We start from the raw sequence: 21,703 nt of genomic DNA, 5'->3' as shown, positions 1-21,703 counted from the left end.
ATGCACTTCCGGAAGACCGTTACCTTCGTCGTGATGTGCGCGGGGATGTTCTTCGTCCTGCTCGACATCACGATCGTGAATGTCGCCCTGCCCTCCATCGGCCGCGGCACCGGCGGCTCCGGCGTGGCGGATCTGCAGTGGGTGATCGACGCCTACCAGCTCACGCTCGCGGGCCTGCTGCTGGCCGGCGGCACCCTCGGAGACCGGTACGGCCACCGGCGCGTCGTCACCCTCGGCTTCGCCGTCTTCGGCCTGGCCTCCGCCGCCTGCGCCCTCGCCCCCGGCATCGGGCCGCTCGTCGCCGCCCGCGTCCTGCAGGGCGCGGGCGCCGCGCTGCTGCTGCCCGGCACGCTCGCGGTGATCACCCGTCTGTACGCCGACCGCGAGGAGCGCGCCCGGGCCATCGGCGCCTGGGCCGCCATCGGCAGCCTGGCCCTGCCCGCCGGTCCGGTGCTCGGCGGCCTGCTGGTCGAGCTGGCCGGCTGGCCCTGGGTGTTCTGGATCAACGTGCCCGTCATCGCCGTGGTCATCGCCGTGATCGTGCGGCTGGTCGAGGAGAGCGAGCCGGAGCCCCGGCGGCTCGACGTGCCCGGCGTGGTCCTGGGCACGGTGCTGCTGGCGGCGCTCACGTTCACCGTCATCGAGGCCGGCCGGCTCGGCGTCACGGACCCGCTGGTGCTCGTGGCCGCCGCCGTCACCCTGGCCTGCGGCGTGGCGTTCGTCCTGACCGAGCACCGCCGCGCGGACCCCGTACTGCCGCTGCCGCTCCTGCGCCGCCCGCCCATCGCGGTCAGCACGATCGTGGCCGCCATCATGAACTTCGGCATCAACGGCGTGATGCTGCTGCTCACCCTCTACCTGCAGACCGTCCGGCACCGCTCGCCCATCGAGGCGGGGCTGTCGCTGCTGCCGCTCTTCGTGCCGCTGGTGCTGCTGCCCGCCCTGGCCGGGCGGATGGCGGGCCGGCACGGCCCCAAGCCGGTCATGCTCGCCGGGCTGGTCCTGCTGGTGGCCGGGTTCTGCCTGCTGCTGCCGCTTCAGACCGGCTCCGCGTACGGCCCGCTGGCGGTGGCCATGGTCGTCATCGGCGTCGGCGCGGCCCTGCTCACCCCTAGCGTCGTGGCCCTGGCCATGGGCGCCGCCCCGCCCGGCAGAGAGGGCCTGACCAGCGCGCTCAACAACACCGCCAGGCAGGCGGGCGGCGCGATCGGCGTGGCCACGCTCGGCGCCATCGCGGGCGACCCGGCCCGGCCGGGCGCGTTCGTGTCCGGCCTGCACCACGCCGCGATCGTGGCGGCCGCCGCCTACGTGGGCGCGGCCCTGCTCACCGTGGTGACGCGAACCGAGCTCTAGGATGAGGGACTCATGATCGACCCATCAGAACTGCCGTACCTGCGCCGCTGCGTCGAGCTGGCCACTGAGGCCCTCGAGGCGGGCGACGAGCCGTTCGGCTCGGTGCTGGTCTCCGGCGACGGCGCCGTCCTGGCCGAGGACCACAACCGGGTCGCCGCGGGCGACCGTACCCGGCACCCCGAGTTCGCGCTGGCCCGCTGGTCGGCGGAGCACATGACGCCGGAGGAGCGGGCGGCGGCCACCGTCTACACCTCGGGCGAGCACTGCCCGATGTGCGCCGCCGCGCACGCCTGGGTCGGGCTGGGCCGGATCGTGTACGCCGCCTCGTCGGCCCAGCTCGCGGCCTGGCTGGCCGAGCTGGACGTGCCCCCGCCGCCCGTGCGCACGCTGCCCGTCGGCGACATCGCCCCCGGCGTGGTCGTGGAGGGCCCGGTGCCCGAGCTGGCCGACGAGGTGCGCGAGCTGCACCGCCGCTTCCACGGCTGAGCTCGGTCAGAGCCGCTCCCTGGCGTCCCTCGCCAGGTCGCCCGCGAGGTCGCCGGTGTCGGCCAGCGCGCGGGACACGGCGCGCTTGAACTCGTCGGTACGGTCGTCGGTGAGCGCGACGTCGAGGCTGTGCGCGAGGGCCTCCGACCCGTCGTCATGCGGGGTCACGCACATCGCCATCATCCGCGCGTCGGAGGCCGCGATCGGGTCGCCACCCGGGCCGGTGTCCGTCATGCGCGGGAGCCTGGCCGAGCGCCCATCATGATCGGAACCGGCTCCGCGGGCCGGCGGTGGGGTTCATGTACCACGTGGTGTCAGGCTTTTCCCTCACGGGTACATGATTATCGGCTCGTACCCCATTGACCTGCGGTTTGTACGCTTCGTGGCACAGTCGGACACATGGTGCACTGCCGCTCCATCCGGGCTCGGATGACGATCGCCACCGTCATGGTGTTCGGCGTCGCCGTGTTCGCCGGAGTGGCCGCGATCACGATGACCTACCCCGTACGGGCGCGGTCCGATCTGATCGCCCAGGCCGACGCCGCCAGCCGGCGCCTGACCACGATGGTCGACACGCGGCGGTTCACCGGCCCGATCCCGCCGAACGACGGCGTCCAGATGCAGCAGATCGTGGACTCCCACGGCCGGGTCGTGGCCTCCAGCGCCGGGCTCGCCGGCCACCCGCCGCTCACTCGCGCCCGGCCCAGCGGGGGAGACTCGCGTGTCAGCGACCGGGTGTGCCTGCCTCGCGGCTGCCTGATCGTGGTGGGGACGAGCAACCGCTCGACCGCGTACGGCCCGGTCGTCGCCTACGCGGCCGTACGGGAGCCGTTCCTGCTGCGGTCGTCCTTCCTGCCGATGCTGCTGTTCGGCTTCTCCGGGGTGCTGGTGGCGCTGCTGGCCTGGGGCGCCTGGTACGGCGTCGGCCGCGTGCTGGCCCCCGTGGAGCGCATCCGTTACGGGCTCGAACGGATCAGCGCCGTGGACCTCAGCCTGCGCATCGACGTGCCCCGCACCAGGGACGAGGTGGCCGAGCTGGCCACGACCGTCAACGACACGCTGGCCCGGCTGGAGGACGCCGTCGCCCGGCACCGCCGGTTCGTGTCGGACGCCTCCCACGAGCTGCGCACCCCGATCACGGCGCTGATGGTGCGGCTGGAGGCGGGGCTCGAAGAACGCAGCGAGGCGGATTGGCGGGCGGCGCTCGACGACGTGCGACGGCTGTCCGACATCGTGCAGGACCTGCTGCTCATGGCCCGGCTGGACGCCGGGGTGACGCCCGTGACGGAGCGGATCGAGCTGGGGCGGCTCGTGGCGGACGAGATCACCCGCCGGTCCTGGCGATTGCCGGTGACCATGGAGATCGAACCCGGCGTGCACGTGTCGGGGAACCGGCTGCGGCTGGCGCGGCTGTTCACGAACCTGCTGTCCAACGCCGACCGGTACGGGGACCGCGGGGTGCGGGTCTGCGTGCGGAGGATGGGGGACGAGGCGGTGCTGGAGGTGGCCGACGACGGGCCGGGGATTCCGGAGGAGATGCGGGAGCAGGTGTTCGAGCGGTTCCGGCGGCTCGATCACACCCGGTCACGGGACACCGGGGGGAGCGGGCTCGGGCTGCCCATCGCGCGCGACATCGCCCGGGGGCACGGGGGCTCTTTGGAGGTCGGAGACGGCCCCGGCGCCCGCCTGATCCTGCGCCTTCCGCTCCTGTGAGGGAGCCAGCAGCAGCTCCAGGAAGTCCGCGACAGGGGAGACCGCGCCCGCGTCCAGAACCGGTTCCACGTGTCTCGCGTAGGGGATCAGGTTGACGAAGAGCTGGGCGAGCAGCGGGTCGTCGCGGAAGGAGATCTCGCGGGCCCAGATGTCGAGCGGGCCGCCCGACGCGATCTCGAAGTCGCGCGGGGGCGTCGCGCCGACGTCACGTGGCCAGGAATAGAAGGCCAGGTCCCGCAGATGGAAGCTCTCTCCGGTCTCTTCGCCGACCTCCATCATCCGCTTCCGGCCGTTCAGGAAGTGGCGTACGCGGACGGTGTTCGTGAGCGCCGCCCACTCGGCCCTGGTGAGCTGGGCGTGCCACAGGCGGGCGATCTTCCGCCACGACTCGTTCGCCTCCGGGCCGGTGCCGCAGAACAGCTCCGCGCCCGGAATGGGGCCGTCGGCCGCGAGCACGGACAGCAGCAGCAGGTTGGCGCTGTAGGCGGCGCACCGGGTGGGGGCGTCCGCGTGCGCCGGCTGGTAGCCGTCGTAGACCGATCCCGGGCGGGGCATCAGCGACGTGGCGAACAACTCGTGCAGGTGCTGCCGCAGTAACGAGAGCCCGTCCGCCGGGATCTGGTGGCGCATCCCGTACCGCAGGAAGTCCACGACCCGTTCGCGGACGACGAGGGCCGCGAAGGACAGCAGCGCGTACAGGAACGACTCGTCCGGTCTGGCCGGGCGGTGGCGCGAGGCGGCGAAGGCCAGCTCGTCGGCCAGGTCGGACAGCTCGCGCAGCACCAGGCGGGCGACCAGGTATTCGCTGAACGTGGCGTGCAGGAACTCGTACGTCTTGAGACGTTCCTCCTCCCGCAGGGCCTCCGTGGCGTGCACGAAGAAGAAACCGCCGATGACGGTCTCCGCCCGCGACAGGACGCGCCGGAAGCCCTGCGGCTGCGGCGTCTCCGAGGCGGCCGGGAGCAGCGCCCGCAGGTCGGCGTCCAGGTCGGCCTCCCGCACCCACTGGTGGCCGCGGTTGAACATGGCGAACGCCGTGACCGACAGCCGCAGCAGCTCGTCCTCGACGGCCCGCTCCAGGTCGGCCGCGGCCAGGCCCCGGTTCGTCTTGCGGACCTCGCGGGCCGCGAACCCGCGAAGCAGCCGCTCGTACAGATCGGCCTCGTGCAGCTCGTCCCTGGTCAGCCGGAGCGCGTTCCCGTCGGCGTCGTAGAGGGCCAGCATGAGCAGGAGCAGCGGCTGCTCGGCGAGCCTGGGGACGGCGAGTACGTGCCGCTCCTGGAGGGGTTCGAGGCCGTGCCGCTGGAAGTAGGGCCGGTTGCCGGTGTTCCAGACGGAGATCCACTGGCGGACCTGGTGCTCGGCGAAGGGCTCCATGCGCAGCACGTTCGACTCGGCGGGCACGCGCGCCCGGTCCGCCACCGCCGTGCGGGAGGTGACGATGACGATGACCGCCCGGCCGCGTTCGGCCTGGCGCTGCTGGAAGTCGGCGACCCGTTCCAGGTAGTCGGTCTGGCTGACGCCGGTGGCCTGGAGCAGCTCGTCGAAGCCGTCCAGCATGACCACGGGAAGGGCGCCGCCCGCCGCGTGCACCAGCTCGGGCCAGGACATGCTCTCGTCGAGCGCGTCCTTGATGCCGTGCTCGATCTGCGCCAGCACGTCGCTGTCGGCGGGCACGCCGCGCAGCTCCACCCGGAGCGGGAGGAACTCGGACGGAGGCAGCCGGGCGGCCAGCATGCGCGTCATCACGGACTTGCCCGCGCCCGGCTGGCCGAGCACGAGGAGCGGGGCCCGGGTCGCCGCCGGCAGCGTGAGATGCGCGGCCAGGAAGGCGTCGAGGTCGTCGCGCTGCGGCAGGTGCTCCCAGAACTCCTCCGAGATGATCCGGCGGTCGTCGCCGGGCGGGAACACACGGAAACCGGGATTGACGTAGCCGTCGCCGAGCCGGGGGATCGTCATGCCCGGCGGCGTGTCGGCCGAGGTGACGATCGGGCGGTGGAGAGTGGCCCGGTTCGCCTGGATCAGCGCCGCCAGCCGCTCGGACGGGCCGCGCCCGGAGGCGATCCGGGACAGTTGCTCCTGGAGACCGGCCAGGCCGCGCGCGACCTGCGCGCGGGTGGCCTGCTGGCCGACCATCGCCGACCAGCAGGCGACCTCGGGGAAGTCGGTGGCCAGCCGCAGGAACAGCTCCTCGTAGCGGCGCACGGCCCGGCCGGGCAGCTCGCGGGCCAGCCGGTCGCGCCGGGTCTCGTCCCAGGCGTCCCAGCAGGCCAGGCCCTCCAGCAGGCGGACCAGCGAGTCGGTGACCAGCACGTAGTGGCTCGACAGGTTGCCGAGCACGTCCTCGTACGCGAGGTGCGGCGCGGGCATGGGCAGCGCCGCGCCGATCAGGCCGTCCCCGGCGTCCGCCAGGCCGAGCAGCCGGTTCTGGTCGTCCTTGGTCAGCTCGGGCAGCACGCCGGACTCGCCCAGCACCTCCAGGTACGCGCTCATCACGATGACCGCGTGGGCCGCCGCCAGCCGCTGCGTCCTGTCGTACCGGCTCAGGCCCTTGGTCTTGTCGCGCAGGCGGCGGATCAGGTCGTCGCCGAGCCGCACCGCCTCGGCGCGGGCGTCGAACAGGTCGATGCCGCCCAGCCCGAACAGGGCCACGGACGACGCCTTGTCCAGCACCTGGGTGAGCGCGCTCTCGCCGCCCAGCAGGACCACGGCGTCGCGATAGCTGAGTACTGCGCGCAAACGGGGCTCCCTGACGTGAACAACCGGTCCCCCCGTAGTCTGCCGGAGTCTAGGGTTCGGTGCCCATCGCGATCGTGTCGGCGACCTCCGCGTGCCGTTCGGCCTCCTCCTCGGCGAAGCGGGCCTCGTCGAGCTTGTCGGCGATCTCCTCGTCCTGCCTCATGAGCGCCTCCAGCGACTGGCCGGCCATCTCCAGGACGCCCATTTCCGCGTACGCCTGCCGCAGCCGCGGGCTCCACAGCCCGATGTCCTTGACGCACGGCACGATCCGGCTGAACAGCAGCGACCTGAACAGCCGCAGGTACTCCGACTTGTCCGTGGCCTCCATGGCCTCCTCGACCTCGGCCTTCGACAGGCCCAGGTTCTCCCACGTCTCCCGGCCGCGCAGCCGGTCGCGCATCAGGTAGCAGCCCTCGATGACGAAGTCCTCGCGCTCGTGCCGCTCCGCCTCCGACAGGTTGGCGTAGTAGTCGCGCAGCGCCATCCGGCCGAACGCGACGTGCCGGGCCTCGTCCTGCATCACGTACGCGAGGATCTGCTTGGGCAGCGGTTTGGTGGTGATGTCGCGCATGACCCCGAACGCCGCCAGCGCCAGCCCCTCGATGAGCACCTGCATGCCGAGATAGGGCATGTCCCAGCGCGAGTCGCTCAGCGTGCTGTCGAGCAGCGCCTTGAGGTGCTCGTTGATGGGGTAGGCCAGGCCCACCTTCTCCTGCAGGAACCGGGCGTAGGTCTCGGCGTGGCGGGCCTCGTCCATCGTCTGGGTGGCCGCGTAGAACTTCGAGTCGAGGTCGGGCACCGACTCCACGATCTTGGCCGAGCAGATCATCGCGCCCTGCTCACCGTGCAGGAACTGGGAGAACTGCCAGGCCGCGCCGTGTAACCGCACGTCCTGACGGGTCCGCTCGTCCATCCGGTCCCAGAGCGGGGTGCCGTAGATGGCGATGGTCTGGTCGGGGATCCCGAGCACGTTGTACGGATCCACCTCCAGGTCCCAGTCGATGCGCTTGGTGGAATCCCACTGCTTGTCCTTGCCCTTCTGGTACAAGGCCAGCATGCGATCCCTGCCGTCGTCGTACTCCCAGGTGAACCGGCTGGCCCCGGCCATCTCGACGTTCCACGTGGAGAGGCCGGCGGGGATGGTGTAGAGATCGTGGGTCGACATGGGACCTCCGGGGGGCTTACGTACACCGTACGTCCGTGGTTCGAGCTTGCACGTACGCCGTACGTCAGTCAATAGAATGAGCTATGCGCACCGAGCCGCTCTCCCGAGGCCGCATCGTCACCGCGGCCATCGACCTGATCGAGCGCGAGGGCGCCGACGCCGTCTCCATGCGGCGCATCGCGGCCGAGCTGGGTTTCGGCGTGATGTCGCTCTACAACCACGTGCCCAACAAAGACTCCCTGCTCAGCGGGGTGGCCGAGACGGTGCTGAGCCAGATCGAGTTCACCGACGACCCCGACGCCCACTGGACCGACCGGGTGCGCATGCAGGCGCGGGCGTTCCGGCAGATCGCGCACCACTATCCGCGCTGCACGATGCTCGTCGTCAGCCGCCAGCTCTACTCCTCGGCCGGGCTGCTGCCCGTCGAGCGAGCGCTGGCCACGCTGCGCAGCGCCGGGTTCGACGGGGCGGACGCGGTCCGGATGTTGCGGATGTTCATCGCCTACATCGTGGGCTCGCTGCTGCGGGAGGTGGGGGTGACGCCCACTTTCGCGCCGGTCCACCACACCAGGACGGTCATGGCGGAGGGGGTCGACGCGGCGCTGTTTCCCGAGGTGAGCTCGTTGTCGGCGCTGCTCGGCGAGTGCGACCACGAGGCGGAGTTCGACTTCGGCCTCGAACTGCTGATCAAGGCGATCGAAGCCCACGCGGCACGTCGGGAGGGCACCAGATAATCGGTGCCCTCCCGCGTATATCGCCGCGCTCCGCGAGGATCGCTCGCTTTGAGGCTCCCTCCTGTCAATACCAGTTGTGTGATCTCCAGTGCCCCCAGGCGCCGCAAGGCCGGCCGTACCTCCCCTTGATGTAGCTCAGGCCCCAGCGGATCTGTGTCTCCGGATTGGACTTCCAGTCGCGGCCCGCGCCGCGCATCTTGCCGGCGGGCAACGCCTGCGGGATGCCGTACGCGCCGGACGAGCGGTTGAGCGCCCGGTGGTTCCAGTTGCTCTCCCTGGTCCACAGGTTGTCCAGGCAGCGGAACTCCTGCACGTTCCAGGCCCGCTGGACGACCTGGCCCAGGGCGATCTTCTTGTTCATGTTGGCCGGCCGTACGGCCGACATCTTCGGTTGCGCCGACGTGGTCCAGACCCGGGTCCTGACCGGTGGCCCGGACTCGGCCCAGGCCGGTGTGATGGCGCCGATCGCGGTGAATGCGCTGACAGAAATGAGAGTGCCGCTCAGGGCACGTTTGCCGTCCAAGACGATCCTCGCTGTCGGGTCGCGTGCGGACGGGCACCCGCATCTCTGCGGGCGCCCTGCCGGTCCGCGTCCGTGGCTCGGACGTGGAGGGTCCGCGCGGCCCTCAGGGATCCTGTTCCGCCCGATCGTGCTGGGCGGCCCGGAGGGCTCCACGACGTGTCCTCTAGCACGATTCCTATTACGCCCGGTCAGCGCGGGTCGTACATCTCGACACGCCTAGGACAGGTGTTTGCCGGGTACTTGCGGATAAAGGGCCCTCTCGCAGGGCCTGGATTGCCCGGTCCGCCGCCTGTTTGGGCGGGCCTTGCCGGAAAGAGCGGGCGAATCTGGGGTTCGGCTCAGGTTTGGCTCAGTACCAGCCGTGGGATCGGAAATGACCCCACGCGCGGCACGGCGAGCCGTAGCGCAGCTTGATGTAACCGAGGCCCCAGGCGATCTGTGTACGCGGATTCGTCCGCCAGTCGCGGCCCGATGAGGCCATCTTGTGTCCCGGGAGCGCCTGGGGGATTCCGTAGGCGCCCGAGCGGTTGCCGGCGCGATGGTTCCAGCCGCTCTCTCTGGCCCAGAGCCTTTCCAGGCACCTGAACTGGGCCTTGTCCCAGCCTCGCTTGGCCACCATGGGCTTGGCGATGGACTTGTTCCTGCTGGTCTGGGAGCTCTGCGCCTGTGCGGCCGAGGCGCCGCCCGCCGCCACCAAGGTGGCGGTCAGGACCACGGCGCCCGTACGGCGGAGCATGGGCATGCGGGTTCCCTTTCGAGGGGGTTCATGGACCGCGCCACCCTGCCCGACTTGCTCCCTTTACTGCGAATTGACCATGGAAATGTAGATCGTCAGTAAAGATTCCGATATATCCGTGTTCAGCGTGTTTGTCAGAAAAATGAGGACTACGTCACAATTCTCGTCCTGACTCGTTCTGTAGGGTCGGTGCATGAGCCTCAGCGACATCCCGCTCCGCACCATCACCGACGCCCCCACCACGTGGGGCGAGCTCGCGGCCGGCAAGGCCGCCCTCATCGTCAACGTGGCCTCCCGATGCGGCCTGACCCCGCAGTACGCGACCCTGGTCGAGCTCCAGCGCCAGTACGGCGAGCGCGGCTTCACCGTGGTCGGCATGCCCTGCAACCAGTTCGCCGGCCAGGAGCCGGGCTCGGCCGAGGAGATCCAGGAGTTCTGCGCGGCCACGTACGGCGTGGACTTCCCGCTCCTGGAGAAGGCGGACGTGAACGGCGAGCACCGCCACCCGCTCTACGAGCGGCTCACCCAGACGCCCGACGCGGAGGGCGAGTCCGGCGACGTGCAGTGGAACTTCGAGAAGTTCCTGGTCGACAGGGAGGGCGAGGTCGTGGCCCGGTTCCGCCCCCGCACCACCCCTGACGACCCGGCCGTCACGGCGGCCATCGAGAAACTCCTCTGACTAACCCGCCGTGTGCGCGAGGACGGCCGTGGCCAGCTCCTCGTGCACCTCGGGCGGCAGCGTGTGGCCCATGCCCTCGATCATCATCAGCCGGGCCCCCGGGATCTGCGCCGCGATGATCGCGCTGTGGCCGCCCTTACAGGGCTCGTGCGTGCCCTCGATGACCAGCGTGGGCGCCTTGACCTGGTGCAGGACGCCCACCGGCTCGAAGTCGGGCCGCGCCATCGCGGCCCGGCGGTGGTTGACCACGGCGTCGAGGTCGCGGGCCCGGTCGTAGACGCGCTCCTGCAGCCTGCGGGCGTCGTCCTCGTCGAACGGCAGCCCGGTGCCGTGCAGCAGCCGCTGCTCCGCGATCATGCCGTCGATCCGCTCACGCCGGGTCGCGGGCGGCGGGGCGGCCATCAGCGCGCGGTAGAAGGCCACGAACTCCAGCGAGGGCTCCGGCAGGCTGCCCTCGGGCTGCGGCTCGCCCATCAGCGCCCGCATGATCACGCCGCCCTCACCGCCGCCGAGCGGCGAGGAGCCGATGACGGTGAGCGTCCGCACGCGCTCCGGCCGCTCCACCGCGATCAACTGGCCGAGCAGCCCGCCCGCCGAGTGGCAGACCAGATGCGCGCTGTCCAGTCCGTGCGCGTCCATCACCCTCAGCACGTCGTTCTTGATGTCGTCCCATGTGTACGGGTCCTTGTCGAAGTCGATGGTCTCCGAACGGCCGGTGTCGCGGTGGTCGTACCGGACCACGCGCCGGCCGCCCGCCGTCAGCCTGCCCACGAACTCGTCCGGCCACAGGATCCCCTGCGACATCGAACCCATGATCAGCAGGATCGGCTCGTCGGTCTCGGCGCCGAACTCTTCACTCCAGATGTCGTTTTGCATGCTCACAGCATGTCCTGCGCGGCTACTGGCGCCTTCCGTAGAACTACTAGGCGCGTCAGTTCGGTACGGGTGCCGATGCCGAGCTTCGGATAGATCTTGTACAGGTGGTACTCGACCGTGCGGGGGCTGAGGAAGAGCTGGGCGGCGATCTCCTTACTGGACAGGCCATCGGCGACCAGGCCGGCGATCCGCAACTCCTGCGGCGTCAGCACATCCAGCACCGACCGCCCCTCGACCGGCGGCTCGCCACTCCCACCGGGCGACATGCCCTGCGACCGTGCGCTTGGGGTCGGCGCGCCTCCGCACGGGGCCTGCGGCCGTGCGCCTGACGTCAGCGCGCCGCCGTGCGGAACCTGGGGCCCTGTGTCCGGGGCCGGCGCGTTGCCGTGCGGGGACTGCGGCCGTGCGCCCGCACTCCGGCCGCCCGTGATCCGGGTGTCGCCGGGCGGGACCTGGACGCCGTTGTCCGTGGTCGGCGGCCCGCTCGGGCTCCGGCCCGGCGCGCTCTCGGCCGATGGCCCGCTCGGGGTTCGCACGGGCCCGCTCGGGGGCCGTACAGGTCCGCTCGGAATCCGTTGGGTTTCGCCCGCCGCGCGCAGTTCGCCGTGCGCGCGGCGGGCCCATGGGGTCGCGCCCGCCCATTGGAACGTCTCCAGCGCCATCCTCAGGTGCGCCCGCGCCTCGCCGGGCCGGTGCGTACGCCGCAGGCGCTCGCCCAGCAGCAGCGCGGTCCTGGCCGCCTCGAACGGGTTGGCATGCAGCCGCAGCGCCTCGGCAAGCCCCTCGGGGCCGCCTTCTGGGCGTACCAGGGCCCGGCAGCGGCCGAGCAGCGCCCGTGACTCCACCGTCCCCGCGTGCGCCGACCACCGCTCGTACGCCTCCAGCGCCGCCCCCGCCGACTCCATCTCGCCCGCGCCCACCGCGGCCTCGATCCGGTCCGGGGTCGAGCGCCACACCACCGTCGGATGCCCGGCGCCCGGGCCCGCCGTCACCAGCGCCGCGAACCGGTCGTGCGCCGAGGCGAACCGGCCCAGCCCGAGATCGAGCATGGCCAGCGCGTACGAGGCCACGCCGGCGCGCAGGCCCACCCGGTGCGGTACGGCGATGGCCAGCGCCTCCTTGGCGTGTCCGCGGCACTGCTCCTCGTCGCCCCGCAGGGCGGCCAGGACGGCGAGGTTGGCCAGGTGGGCGGCGACGGTGTTGGCGTACCCGGCCTCGCGGGCCAGCTCCAGGCCCTCCTCGGAGACCGCCTGGCTCTCGGCCAGCCGCCCGGCGATCCGCTCGGCGGTGGCCACGTACTCCAGCACTACAGGCAGTTGTCCCACCATGCCCGACATTCGGGCCACCCGCCCGGCCCGGCCGATCAGCTCGGCCGACAGATCCGCCTCGCCCAGGTAGCTCGCCGCCGCCGCCCCCCACAGGAACCCGGCCGCCTCCCGCACCTCCCCGACGCGGCCCAGGGCCCGCCGGAGCAGGTCGTGGCCGGTTCCGTCGGACAGCATCGCACCGACGCCCACGATCACGTCCCGCAGAAACCCTTCGGGGAACTCCGCTGCCCGCCGCCCGATCTCGACGATGGCCGCGGTATCACCCACGTTGGAGGCCGCCTCCCAGGCATCGGCCAGCATGCCGAGCGTCACCCCCGGCACGACCGGCGGCACGACTTGCGGGCCGTCGCCGGGCGCGCCCGCTGATGCGCCAGAGGTGTGCGCGGGCTCGCCTGATGACATGCCGGGGGTGCGTTCGGGTTCGCCTGATGACATGCCGGGGGTGCGTTCGGGCTCGCCCGATGACACGCCAGGGGCGTGCCTGGGCTCGCTCGCTGGTGTGCCAGGAGTGCGACCGGGCTCGCTCACAGGCGTGCCGGGCTCGGTCGGTGGGGTGGCGGACCCGTGCGGCGGGGTGAGGGGTGCGTCGGCGGTCAGGATGCGGAGGGCTTCGGCGGCGTTGCCGGAGTTCAGCTCGAAGCGGCCCCTCAACTGAGCGATCTCCGTCGCCAGCGCGGCGTTCCGGCCCGCGTGTTCGCGGGACTCGGCCAGCAGGGACTCCGCCTGGCCGGGGCGGCCGCCGAGCCAGGCGGCGATGGCGGCGTCCTTGAGGCGTACGGCCCTGGTCAGGGGGTCCGGGGTGAGTTCGGCGGCTCTGACCAGGGCGGTGGCGGCGTCACCGAACCCGCCACGGTCGCGGGCCCGGGCGGCGGTGCCGGCGAGGGCGGCGGCGACGGTCTCGTCCTGGCCGAGCGCGGCCCCGGCCAGATGCCAGGCGCGCCGGTCACCGTCCGCCAGCCCGGCCAGCACCCTGTGCGCCTCCCGCCGCCCGGCCGGGGTGGCCGCCTCGTACACCGCCGACCGGATGAGCGGATGCCGGAACCGCACGCTGGCGCCGGAAACCCGCGCGATCCCAGCCGCCTCCAACTCCCCCAACGCCTGCAGCCCGCCCAGCGCCTCCACATCGTGCGGCGTCTCCAGTGCGTGGCGCGTCCCCGGCTCGGGGGGCGGTTCCGGGCCGTCCGGTGCCTGCGGACGATGCGATGCGCGCCATGCCGTGCTCAGTTGGGCGGCGGCTCGGGTGATCAGGTCGAGGTCGCTTTCGAGGGCCGCCAGCAGGGCGACCAGCCGGGCCGGGGCCGACAGGGCGGCCACCTGGTCGCCGAAGAGGCGGATGCCGCCGGGCAGCGGATCGGGCAGCGCCTCCCGGCCGGCGAGCTGTCCGGGCGTGAGCAGGCGCGCGGTCTCGCGCAGCGCCAGCGGGTTGCCCGTCGTCAGCGCGACCAACTCCCGCCGCACCCCCGCCGCCATCGCCCCGTGCGCCCGCGAGGCGGGAACCGCCGTTCCGGAGGCGTGTTCCCGGCGGGCATGTGCCACATGAGCCAGACTGGCGTCCAGGAGTTCGGCGGCCGCCGCCTCAGGAAGCCCGCTCACCTGCACCGACGGCACACCTTTCACCGGCGCGGCGTCGTCCCGTACGGCGAAGAGCATCGCGATCGGTTCCGTGCCCAGCCGCCGCGCGGCGAACAGCAGGGCGTCGGCGGAGGCCCGGTCCACCCACTGGAAGTCGTCCACCACGCACACCAGCCCGCCCGGCGCGGCCGCCTCCGCGAGCAGGGACAGCACCCCGGCCGCCAGCAGGAACCGGTCGCCCGAGGCGGTGGCGGCCAGCCCGAGGGCCCCGCGGACGGCGTCCCGTTGCGGGACGGGCAGCGGTTCGAGGAGGCCGGCGACCGGCCGCAGCAGTTGGTGCAGAGCGGCGAAGGCCAGGTCGGACTCCGGTTCGACCCCGGCGGTCCTGAGCACCCGCATGTCCCCGCCCCGCGTGGCCGCCAGGTCGAGCAGGGCCGTCTTGCCCGCGCCCGCCTCCCCCCGCAGCACCAGGGCGGCGCCAGCGCCGGTGCGCGCCCGCGCGATCAGAGCGTCGATGGTGGCGATTTCCGCAGTTCTGCCGTAAAGCACACAGGGACTGTATTAGCCGGTCAGCGAGTAAAAGCCATCGACGTCACCATGGCGATCGACGACGATGGCCCGATGATGGATGACAAGGTCGCGGTGGTGACCGGAGTGAGCAGGCGGGCGGGCATCGGGTACGCCATCGCCCGCGAACTGCTGGCCCAGGGCGCGAAGGTCCTGGTGCAGTCGTGGACTCCGCACGACGCCGAGCAGACGTGGGGCGAGGATCCCGGAGGCATGGAGGCCGTGCTGGCGGGGCTGGGCGGTGACGGCGACCGGCTGCGGCACGTGGCGGCCGACTTCGCCGATCCCGAGGCGCCGGCCCGGGTGATGGAGCGGGCGGTGGCCGCGTACGGGCATGTGGACGTGCTGATCGCCAACCACGCGCGCAGCGTCAGGCAGTCACTGACGGAGGTGACGGCGGCCGAGCTCGACCTGGCCTGGGCGGTCAACGGCCGGGCCAGCGTGCTGCTGACCCAGGCGTTCGCCGCCCAGTACGACGACCGGCGGCCCGGCGGCAGGGTGATCCTGTTCACCTCCGGTCAGCATCTGGGGCCGATGCCGGGCGAACTGCCGTACGCGATCAGCAAGGGCGCGATCCAGCAGATGACGCTCAGCCTCGCCGACGCGCTCGCCGACCGGGGCATCACGGTCAACACCGTCAATCCCGGACCGGTCGACACGGGCTGGGCCGACGCCGAGCTCACCGCGCACGTGAGCCGTTCCCTGCCGGCGGGCCGCTGGGGGCGGCCGGAGGAGGTGGCGCGGCTGGTCCGCTGGCTGGCCTCGGACGAGGCGAACTGGATCACCGGGCAGGTGATCAACTCCGAGGGCGGGTTCCGCCGCTGGGTCTCGTAGGGGCGCCTTCGAAGAGTAACGGGCCGGATGCGGTACGCGCTCGCCCGCCCTGGGTATCGATCTACGCTGCGGGCTGGTCGGCCGCCAGCCCGGGAACAGGGAGCGCGCGATGACGATCAATCCGTACGCAGGATCGCCTTTCAGTTATGTCGACCAGCCGTCGGCGGGACCGTACTCGATCGTCGAGTTGATGCCCGGGGTGCGCAACCTGTTCGAGTACGTGCGGCTGGCCGAGGGCGAGCGGGTCCTGCTGCTCATGGAGCACACCGTGGACCCGGTGGTCGTCCAGGCCATCGCCGCCGCCGCGGCCTTGCGCGACACCGACGTCCGCATCCTGTCGGTGCCGCCGTTCAGCCCCGGAGGGTGGGACCGGGAGGCGTCGTACGTGATCGAGACGGCCGCCTTCCACGAGGCCGACGTCGTGATCAGCGGCACCTGGTGGGGCGAGGTGCACACGGCGCCGCTGTTCTTCGACCAGATCAAGTCGCGTTCGTCCCGTTTCCTGTCGCTCCACATGACCGCCACGGCGGGCGCGCTGCTGACCGGCGGACGGCTGCCCGCCGCCGTCTTCTACGCGCTGCTGGAGCGGGCGCTGCGGCAGTTGTCGGCGGCCGCGAAGATCCGGGTGACGTCCGCGCGGGGCACCGACGTGACGTTCGGCGGCCTGGCCTTCGACCCCGACCCCGGCGCCATGCGGCCGGGAGACTGGCGGCCCTTCCCGTACGGGGGCGCCAACTTCTGGCCCGCGGACACCGAGGGCGTGATCGTCGTCGAGGACTGCACGGTCACCGGCGTGCCGGAGGAGCCCCTGCGCATCACGCTGGAGGGCAACCTGGTGCGCAAGATCGAGGGCGGGGCCGCCGCCGAACAGCTCCGCCGCTACGCGCCCGGCGGCTACTACATGCGGCACGGTCTGTTCGGGCTCAACCCGAAGGTCCGGATCGCCGGAGGTACGCAGTTCGAGCGGGAGAAGCACGCCGGGTCCTTCTACTGCGGGATCGACGGCCTGACCGACGGCGAGCCGGTCAGGTCGGGGCCCGGGTTCGCGCACTGCGACTGCCAGGTGGACCGGCCGACCGTGGTCGTGGACGGCGAGACGTTCATCGAGGAGGGGCGGCTGCTGCTGCTCGACGAGCCGGAGATCAGGCAGGTCGCGGCGCAGTTCGGGCCGCCGGACGTGATCCTCGACGACAACCCGGTGATGATCCTGCCGCGCCGCTACACGGGAGCGTGATAGAGGGCCTCGATCAGTGAGCGCACCCTGAAGTCGCCGCCCTCCAGCAGTTCGGAGCCGCGGTTGGGCACATACCCGAAGGCCAGGCCGCGGCCGGGGTCGGCGAAGGCGAAGGAGCCGGTGGCGCCGCTCTGGCCGAACAGCCCGGTCAGGTGCTCCGGCGCGGGCCAGAACGGGCCGCCGGGCACGGCGAAGCCGACTCCCCAGGCCGTACGCACCCGCAGGACCTGGTCGACGCCGTCGGCCTGCGGGCGGCGTACCAGATCGAGCAGTTCGGGGGCGAGCAGCCGGATGCCGTCCACCTCGCCGATCAGGGCGGCGAAGTAGCGGGCCAGGGAGTGGGCGGAGGCGACGCCGTCCATCGACGGGCTTTCGACCTGGTACGTCCGGGGATCGTTGGTCATGTCCCAGCCGAGGGCGACGCTGCCGTACAGGGCCCGGTACGACAGGCTCCCCGGATCGTTCAGCGCCTCGACGAAGCCGGCCAGTTCGGGCACCTCCATCCCGAGACGTACCGACTCCTGGTCCGGGACCACCATCGTCGCCATGCGCGCCATCGCGGCGTCGGGCACCCGCACGTAGCAGTCCAGCCCGAGCGGCCCGGCGACCTCCCGCGCCAGGAACTCGCTCAGCGTCCCCCCGGACACCCGGCGGACGATCTCGCCGGCGAGGTGGCCGATGCTGACCCCGTGGTAGCCGTGCGCGGTGCCGGGCTCCCATTCGGTGGCCGCCGCCGCGAGGGCCTCGGTGATCGGCGTCCAGTCCCGCAGGTCCTCCCACGTGATCGGCCGCATGTGCAGGCTCGGCAGGCCGGCGCGGTGGGAGAGCAGCGTGCGCACGGTGATGCCGCCCTTGCCGCGCTGCGCGAACTCCGGCCAGTAGCGCGCCACCGGGGCCTCCAGGTCCACCTCGCCGCGCCCGGCCAGCACCAGGACCGCGCCGGTGGCGAAGGTCTTGCAGGTGGAGGCCAGGGGCGCGATGGTGTCGCGGCGCCAGGGACGCCCGGTCTTCTCGTCGGCGTGACCGCCCCAGAGGTCGACGACCGGCTCGCCGTGCCGGTAGACGGTGAGCCCAGCGCCCACCTCGCCGCCGGGGCGGAAGTTGCGCTCGAACGCCTCCCGTACCGGCTCGAACCCAGACGCCACCGTGCCTTGGACCATCATCGTTTTCTCCTTCCCCCTACCTTCCGGTCGGTAGGGTGGTCTGACCGTAGCCTACCGACCGGAAGGTAGGCAACCCCTGCTAGGCTGTGGCGATCACACGCCGCCGGAGGAGCCGTTGACCAGGGAAGAGCCGGGCGACACGAGGTCGCGCATCATCGAGACCGCACGGGAGCTGTTCACCGCGCAGACCTACCGCGCCGCCTCCATGCGCGACATCGCCGCCCGCGTCGGCATCACGAAGCCGTCGCTGTACCACCACTTCCGCAGCAAGAGCGAGCTGCTGGCGAGCCTGATCGGGCCGCCGATCGACGAACTGGAGGCGGCCGTCGACGCCGCCGCGGCCCGCCAGGACCCGGCGGAGCGCCGCCTGCGGGTGCTGGAGGGCTGCCTCGACGTCATGCTGGCCCACCGGGCGACCATGGCCCTGCTCCTCCGCGACGCCTCGGTCTACGGCGACGAGACGACGGAGGTCATGTCACGGGTGGTGGACCTGATGAACCGGGCGGTGGGCCTGCTGGCGGGCCCGGACCCGGACTGGCGGCACCGCGTCCGCGCGGCCCAGGCGTTCGCCGCCGTCACGGACCCGATCTCCCAGCTCCCGGACGTCCCCACGGCCGACCTGCGCACCGAACTCCTCCACGGCGCGACCACCCTGCTCGGGCTCTAGCGGTGGGGGCCGCAGCTGCCTCTGATGATGAGTTCGGTGGGCAGGACGATGCCGCGGGGGCGGCGGGTGCCGGAGCGGAGGACCAGTTCGGCGGCGCGGTAGCCCATGTCGCGGCCCGGCTGGGCGATCACCGTCAGGGGCGGGGCGCACAGTTCGGCCCACGGGACGTCGTCGTACATGATCAGAGAGACGTCTCTGGGCACCCGCAGGTCGAGTTCCCTGGCGGCCAGGACCGCCGCCTCCCCGAGGACGTTGCCGCCGGCCACCACCGCCGACAGATCCGGGCGGCTCTGGAACAGGCCCGAGGCGGCCGCGTAGGCCGAGTCGCGGCTGCCGGTGCCGAACACGACCAGTTCCTCGTCCACCGGCGCCCCCACCGCCTCCCTGAACGCCGCCACCCGCCGGTCGTGCCCTGGCCCGCCCAGGAAGGCGATGCGCCGGTGGCCCAGGCCGCGCAGGTAGCGGACCGCCGTGCGGATGCCGGCCCGGTCGTCGGCCAGCACCGAGGGGACGTCCGGCGGCCGGGGCGGCGTCGCGGCGGCGGGGAGGCCGTCCATGCGCAGGAGGTCGTTCACGCCCGCCGCGGCCGGGCCGGTCTCCGTGCCCGCCATGGCCGGGAGGCGGTCGGCGAAGACCACCGTCATGCCCGCCCGCACGGCCGGGGTCCAGGTGTCGGAGTCGCCCGACGGCACCGCGATCAGGCGGTCGACGCTCTGCTCCAGCAGCATGCCGATCAGGTCGGCCTCCTGCTCCGGGTCGTCGCCCGTGGAGCCGAGCACGACCGGCTCGCCGGCCGAGCGGGCGCAGGCGAGCACGCCCTCGGCGAGCTGCCCGTAGAAGGTGTCGGTCAGGTCGGGGACGAGCAGGCCCATGCCGCCGGTACGGCGCTGGCGCAGGTTGCGCCCCAGCGCGCTGGGCCGGTAGTCGAGCTGCGCGGCGACGGCCAGCACGCGCTCTCTGGTCTGCGGGCTGGCCGAGCCGCCCGACAGCACCCGGGACACGGTCGCGACGCCCACACCGGCCGCCTCGGCCACATCCTTGATCGTCGCCCGCTTCTCCATGGAAACGATTCCATCATGGTTCCGCGGAAACAGGAAGACGCCCGCGCCCACAAGGGCTGGTCACGCCGTAACCCTTGACACCGATGTCCGTTTCGGGTGAGATGCTTGAAAACGTATCCACGCGAGTGGGCACACGGTAACAACGTCCGGGCCACAGCCCTGGAGCGCGAAGGAATGTCATGGCATCCATCGTTCTGACGAACGTCGACAAGATTTACGCCGGTGGCGTGAAGGCCGTGAACGGGCTCAACCTTGAGATCAAGGATGGCGAGTTCATGGTGCTGGTCGGCCCATCCGGTTGCGGTAAGTCGACCGCGCTCCGGATGATCGCCGGCCTTGAGGACATCTCCGGCGGCGAGATCGCCATCGGTGACAAGGTGGTCAACCACCTGCCGCCCAAGGACCGCGACATCGCGATGGTCTTCCAGAACTACGCGCTCTACCCGCACATGACGGTCGAGGAGAACCTCGCCTTCGGCCTCAAGCTGCGCAAGATGCCCAAGCCGGAGATCCAGAAGCGCGTCAACGACGCCGCCAAGATGCTCGGTCTCGAGACCTACCTCAAGCGCAAGCCGGCCGCCCTCTCCGGTGGTCAGCGCCAGCGTGTCGCCATGGGCCGCGCCATCGTCCGTGAGCCGCAGGCCTTCCTCATGGACGAGCCGCTGTCCAACCTGGACGCCAAGCTCCGTGTCTCCATGCGCGCCTCGCTCAACCAGATGCACGAGCGTCTCGGCGTCACCACCGTGTACGTCACCCACGACCAGGTCGAGGCCATGACCCTCGGCGACCGCGTCTGCGTCCTGCGCGACGGCCTCCTGCAGCAGGTCGACACCCCGCAGAACCTGTTCGACAAGCCGGTCAACCTGTTCGTGGCCGGCTTCATGGGCTCGCCGTCGATGAACTTCGTCACCGCCGAGCTGGTCCGCGACGGCGGCGCCGCGGTGACCTTCGCCGACATCAAGCTGTCGATCCCGGACTCGACCTTCACCGACAAGCCCGGCCTCGACCAGTACATCGGCAAGAAGATCATCCTGGGCATTCGCCCCTCCGACTTCGAGGACGCCGCCTCGGCCGGCAACCACGCCAACGGCTGGGCCACCCTGTCCGTCAAGGCGGAGGTCACCGAGGAACTGGGCTCCGAGATCAACGTGCTGTTCCTGATCGACGCCCCGCCCGTCGAGCACAAGGACACCGTCGCCGCCGCCGACACGGGCGACGACGAAGAGGCCGCGCTGCCGCTGACGGGCGACAAGTCCCTGTGGACCGCCCGCGTCAACGCCCGCAGCCACGCCCGCCCCGGCCAGAGCATCGACCTGGTCATCGACACGCACAACCTGCACTTCTTCGACCCGACCTCGGGTCTGTCCATCGGTCACGAGGCCAACCGCTGAGTCTCTGACTCCGTGATCCCGTCTCTGACTCCGTGATCCCGGCCGTGGGCGACGCCCACGGCCGTTCGGGCCCCCACCGCGACCCCCTCCCGCGGCGGGGGCCCAACCTCTTACGGGGTCACTTGCCGATGCGGGACGAGACGAAGGTCTGCAACCCACGCGGTACGAGCCGGCCGACCGCCACGATGGCCTTGTAACGCAGGTCCGGGATCGACACCCGCTTGCCCAGCGCCAGGTCGCGCATCGCCTCCCGCACGACGTCGTCGGCCTTCAGCCAGAGGAACCCGGGAATGCCCGAGGTGTCCATCGAGGCCCGCTGGTGGAACTCGGTCCGCACGAAACCGGGGCACAGCGCCATGATCTTGATGCGCGGGCCGCCCACCTCGTTCGCGGCGGACTCACTGAAGTTGACCACCCACGCCTTCGACGCGCTGTAGGTGCCGCGCGCGAAGAACGCCGCCACCGACGCCACGTTGACGATCGCGCCCCGGTCCCGCTCCCGCATGCCGGGCAGCGCGGCCAGCGTCAGCCGCAGCACCGCCTCGCAGTGCACCTTGAGCTGGCGCACCTCCCGATCGACCGGCACGTGCGGGAAATGGCCGGCGTTGCCGAAACCGGCGTTGTTCACCAGCAGGTCGACGCCCTCGCGGATCCGCGACTCGACCCTGGCCAGGCCCTCGTCGGTGGCCAGATCGGCGGGCAGCACCTCGACGTTCACGCCGTACCTGAGCTTGAGCTGGTCGGCGGTCTGAGCGAGGCGGAGCTCGTCCCTGGCGACGAGGACGAGCGAGTACGCGTCGGCGGCCAGGCGCCGGGCGAAGGCGGCGCCGAGACCGGCGGTCGCGCCCGTGATCAATGCGGTAGGCATGCCTGAACCCTAAC

The 21,703-nt window shown here is 71.8% G+C and carries 18 protein-coding genes and 1 pseudogene; 9 read left to right on the top strand and 10 right to left on the bottom strand.

Translation table 11 applies throughout. The features are described from left to right. Positions 1-1,353 (top strand): MFS transporter, encoded by a 1,353-nt coding sequence (locus tag C4V41_RS08310; RefSeq protein ID WP_235029977.1) that lies wholly within the window; start codon positions 1-3, stop codon positions 1,351-1,353. Positions 1,354-1,365: 12 nt separating this feature from the next. Continuing rightward, positions 1,366-1,839 (top strand): nucleoside deaminase, encoded by a 474-nt coding sequence (locus C4V41_RS08305; RefSeq protein ID WP_103955162.1) that lies wholly within the window; start codon positions 1,366-1,368, stop codon positions 1,837-1,839. 6 nt (positions 1,840-1,845) lie between these two features. Here C4V41_RS08305 and C4V41_RS08300 read toward each other — a convergent pair whose 3' ends face one another. Further along, complete coding sequence (locus tag C4V41_RS08300; protein WP_103955161.1) at positions 1,846-2,073, bottom strand: hypothetical protein; 228 nt, start codon at positions 2,071-2,073, stop codon at positions 1,846-1,848. A 195-nt stretch (positions 2,074-2,268) separates the two neighbouring features. Between C4V41_RS08300 and C4V41_RS08295 the strand changes: the two genes are divergently transcribed. Next, positions 2,269-3,552, top strand: a complete 1,284-nt coding sequence (locus tag C4V41_RS08295; protein ID WP_160150217.1) for a sensor histidine kinase — start codon at positions 2,269-2,271, stop codon at positions 3,550-3,552. Between the two features lie 2,145 nt (positions 3,553-5,697). Here C4V41_RS08295 and C4V41_RS66040 read toward each other — a convergent pair. Further along, positions 5,698-6,291: pseudogene (locus C4V41_RS66040) on the bottom strand (NACHT N-terminal helical domain 7-containing protein); the annotation flags it as partial. A 49-nt stretch (positions 6,292-6,340) separates the two neighbouring features. Then, complete coding sequence (locus tag C4V41_RS08290; protein WP_103955159.1) at positions 6,341-7,456, bottom strand: ferritin-like domain-containing protein; 1,116 nt, start codon at positions 7,454-7,456, stop codon at positions 6,341-6,343. 83 nt (positions 7,457-7,539) lie between these two features. On the opposite strand from C4V41_RS08290, the gene C4V41_RS08285 reads away from it, so the two are divergent. After that, positions 7,540-8,190: a TetR/AcrR family transcriptional regulator gene (locus C4V41_RS08285; RefSeq protein WP_103955158.1), complete on the top strand. Its 651-nt coding sequence runs from the start codon at positions 7,540-7,542 to the stop codon at positions 8,188-8,190. Positions 8,191-8,254: 64 nt separating this feature from the next. On the opposite strand, the gene C4V41_RS08280 is transcribed toward C4V41_RS08285, so the two are convergent. Together C4V41_RS08280 and C4V41_RS08275 are read right to left on the bottom strand one after the other, a co-directional pair. Then, on the bottom strand, positions 8,255-8,713 hold the full coding sequence (locus C4V41_RS08280; RefSeq protein WP_200823835.1) for an aggregation-promoting factor C-terminal-like domain-containing protein: 459 nt from the start codon (positions 8,711-8,713) through the stop codon (positions 8,255-8,257). A gap of 349 nt (positions 8,714-9,062) precedes the next feature. Further along, positions 9,063-9,455 (bottom strand): aggregation-promoting factor C-terminal-like domain-containing protein, encoded by a 393-nt coding sequence (locus tag C4V41_RS08275; protein ID WP_327536430.1) that lies wholly within the window; start codon positions 9,453-9,455, stop codon positions 9,063-9,065. A 187-nt stretch (positions 9,456-9,642) separates the two neighbouring features. Between C4V41_RS08275 and C4V41_RS08270 the strand changes: the two genes are divergently transcribed. Then, positions 9,643-10,128, top strand: a complete 486-nt coding sequence (locus tag C4V41_RS08270) for a glutathione peroxidase (RefSeq protein WP_103955157.1) — start codon at positions 9,643-9,645, stop codon at positions 10,126-10,128. On the opposite strand, the gene C4V41_RS08265 is transcribed toward C4V41_RS08270, so the two are convergent. Both C4V41_RS08265 and C4V41_RS08255 read right to left on the bottom strand, forming a co-directional pair. After that, a complete protein-coding gene (locus C4V41_RS08265) occupies positions 10,129-11,004 on the bottom strand; it encodes an alpha/beta fold hydrolase (RefSeq protein ID WP_103955156.1) in 876 nt (291 codons plus the stop codon). Positions 11,005-11,006: 2 nt separating this feature from the next. Next, a complete protein-coding gene (locus tag C4V41_RS08255) occupies positions 11,007-14,453 on the bottom strand; it encodes a helix-turn-helix transcriptional regulator (protein ID WP_200823834.1) in 3,447 nt (1,148 codons plus the stop codon). A gap of 72 nt (positions 14,454-14,525) precedes the next feature. Here C4V41_RS08255 and C4V41_RS08250 point away from each other — a divergent pair, with 72 nt between their 5' ends. Both C4V41_RS08250 and C4V41_RS08245 read left to right on the top strand, forming a co-directional pair. Next, the gene (locus C4V41_RS08250) at positions 14,526-15,305 is read left to right on the top strand and encodes an SDR family oxidoreductase (RefSeq protein WP_235029976.1); all 780 of its coding nucleotides are present in this window, start codon (positions 14,526-14,528) and stop codon (positions 15,303-15,305) included. Positions 15,306-15,414: 109 nt separating this feature from the next. Further along, positions 15,415-16,539, top strand: coding sequence for a hypothetical protein (locus C4V41_RS08245; protein WP_103955155.1), 1,125 nt, complete (start codon positions 15,415-15,417; stop codon positions 16,537-16,539). On the opposite strand, the gene C4V41_RS08240 is transcribed toward C4V41_RS08245, so the two are convergent. Next, complete coding sequence (locus C4V41_RS08240) at positions 16,524-17,702, bottom strand: serine hydrolase domain-containing protein (protein ID WP_103955154.1); 1,179 nt, start codon at positions 17,700-17,702, stop codon at positions 16,524-16,526. The two genes, C4V41_RS08245 and C4V41_RS08240, sit on opposite strands and share 16 nt — an antisense overlap. A 115-nt stretch (positions 17,703-17,817) precedes the next feature. Here C4V41_RS08240 and C4V41_RS08235 point away from each other — a divergent pair, with 115 nt between their 5' ends. Beyond that, a complete protein-coding gene (locus tag C4V41_RS08235) occupies positions 17,818-18,369 on the top strand; it encodes a TetR/AcrR family transcriptional regulator (protein WP_146103589.1) in 552 nt (183 codons plus the stop codon). On the opposite strand, the gene C4V41_RS08230 is transcribed toward C4V41_RS08235, so the two are convergent. Further along, positions 18,366-19,430: a LacI family DNA-binding transcriptional regulator gene (locus C4V41_RS08230; protein ID WP_103955152.1), complete on the bottom strand. Its 1,065-nt coding sequence runs from the start codon at positions 19,428-19,430 to the stop codon at positions 18,366-18,368. The two genes, C4V41_RS08235 and C4V41_RS08230, sit on opposite strands and share 4 nt — an antisense overlap. Positions 19,431-19,609: 179 nt before the next feature. Between C4V41_RS08230 and C4V41_RS08225 the strand changes: the two genes are divergently transcribed. Further along, positions 19,610-20,821, top strand: a complete 1,212-nt coding sequence (locus tag C4V41_RS08225; RefSeq protein ID WP_103955151.1) for an ABC transporter ATP-binding protein — start codon at positions 19,610-19,612, stop codon at positions 20,819-20,821. A gap of 118 nt (positions 20,822-20,939) precedes the next feature. Here C4V41_RS08225 and C4V41_RS08220 read toward each other — a convergent pair whose 3' ends face one another. Beyond that, the gene (locus C4V41_RS08220; protein ID WP_103955150.1) at positions 20,940-21,689 is read right to left on the bottom strand and encodes an SDR family NAD(P)-dependent oxidoreductase; all 750 of its coding nucleotides are present in this window, start codon (positions 21,687-21,689) and stop codon (positions 20,940-20,942) included. Positions 21,690-21,703 lie beyond the last annotated feature (14 nt).

It is taken from the genome of Nonomuraea solani, from assembly GCF_900108335.1.
Lineage (GTDB): Bacteria > Actinomycetota > Actinomycetes > Streptosporangiales > Streptosporangiaceae > Nonomuraea > Nonomuraea solani.
The sequence above is the reverse complement of the archived record's forward strand: the minus strand, read 5'-3'. Positions and strand labels throughout refer to the sequence as shown.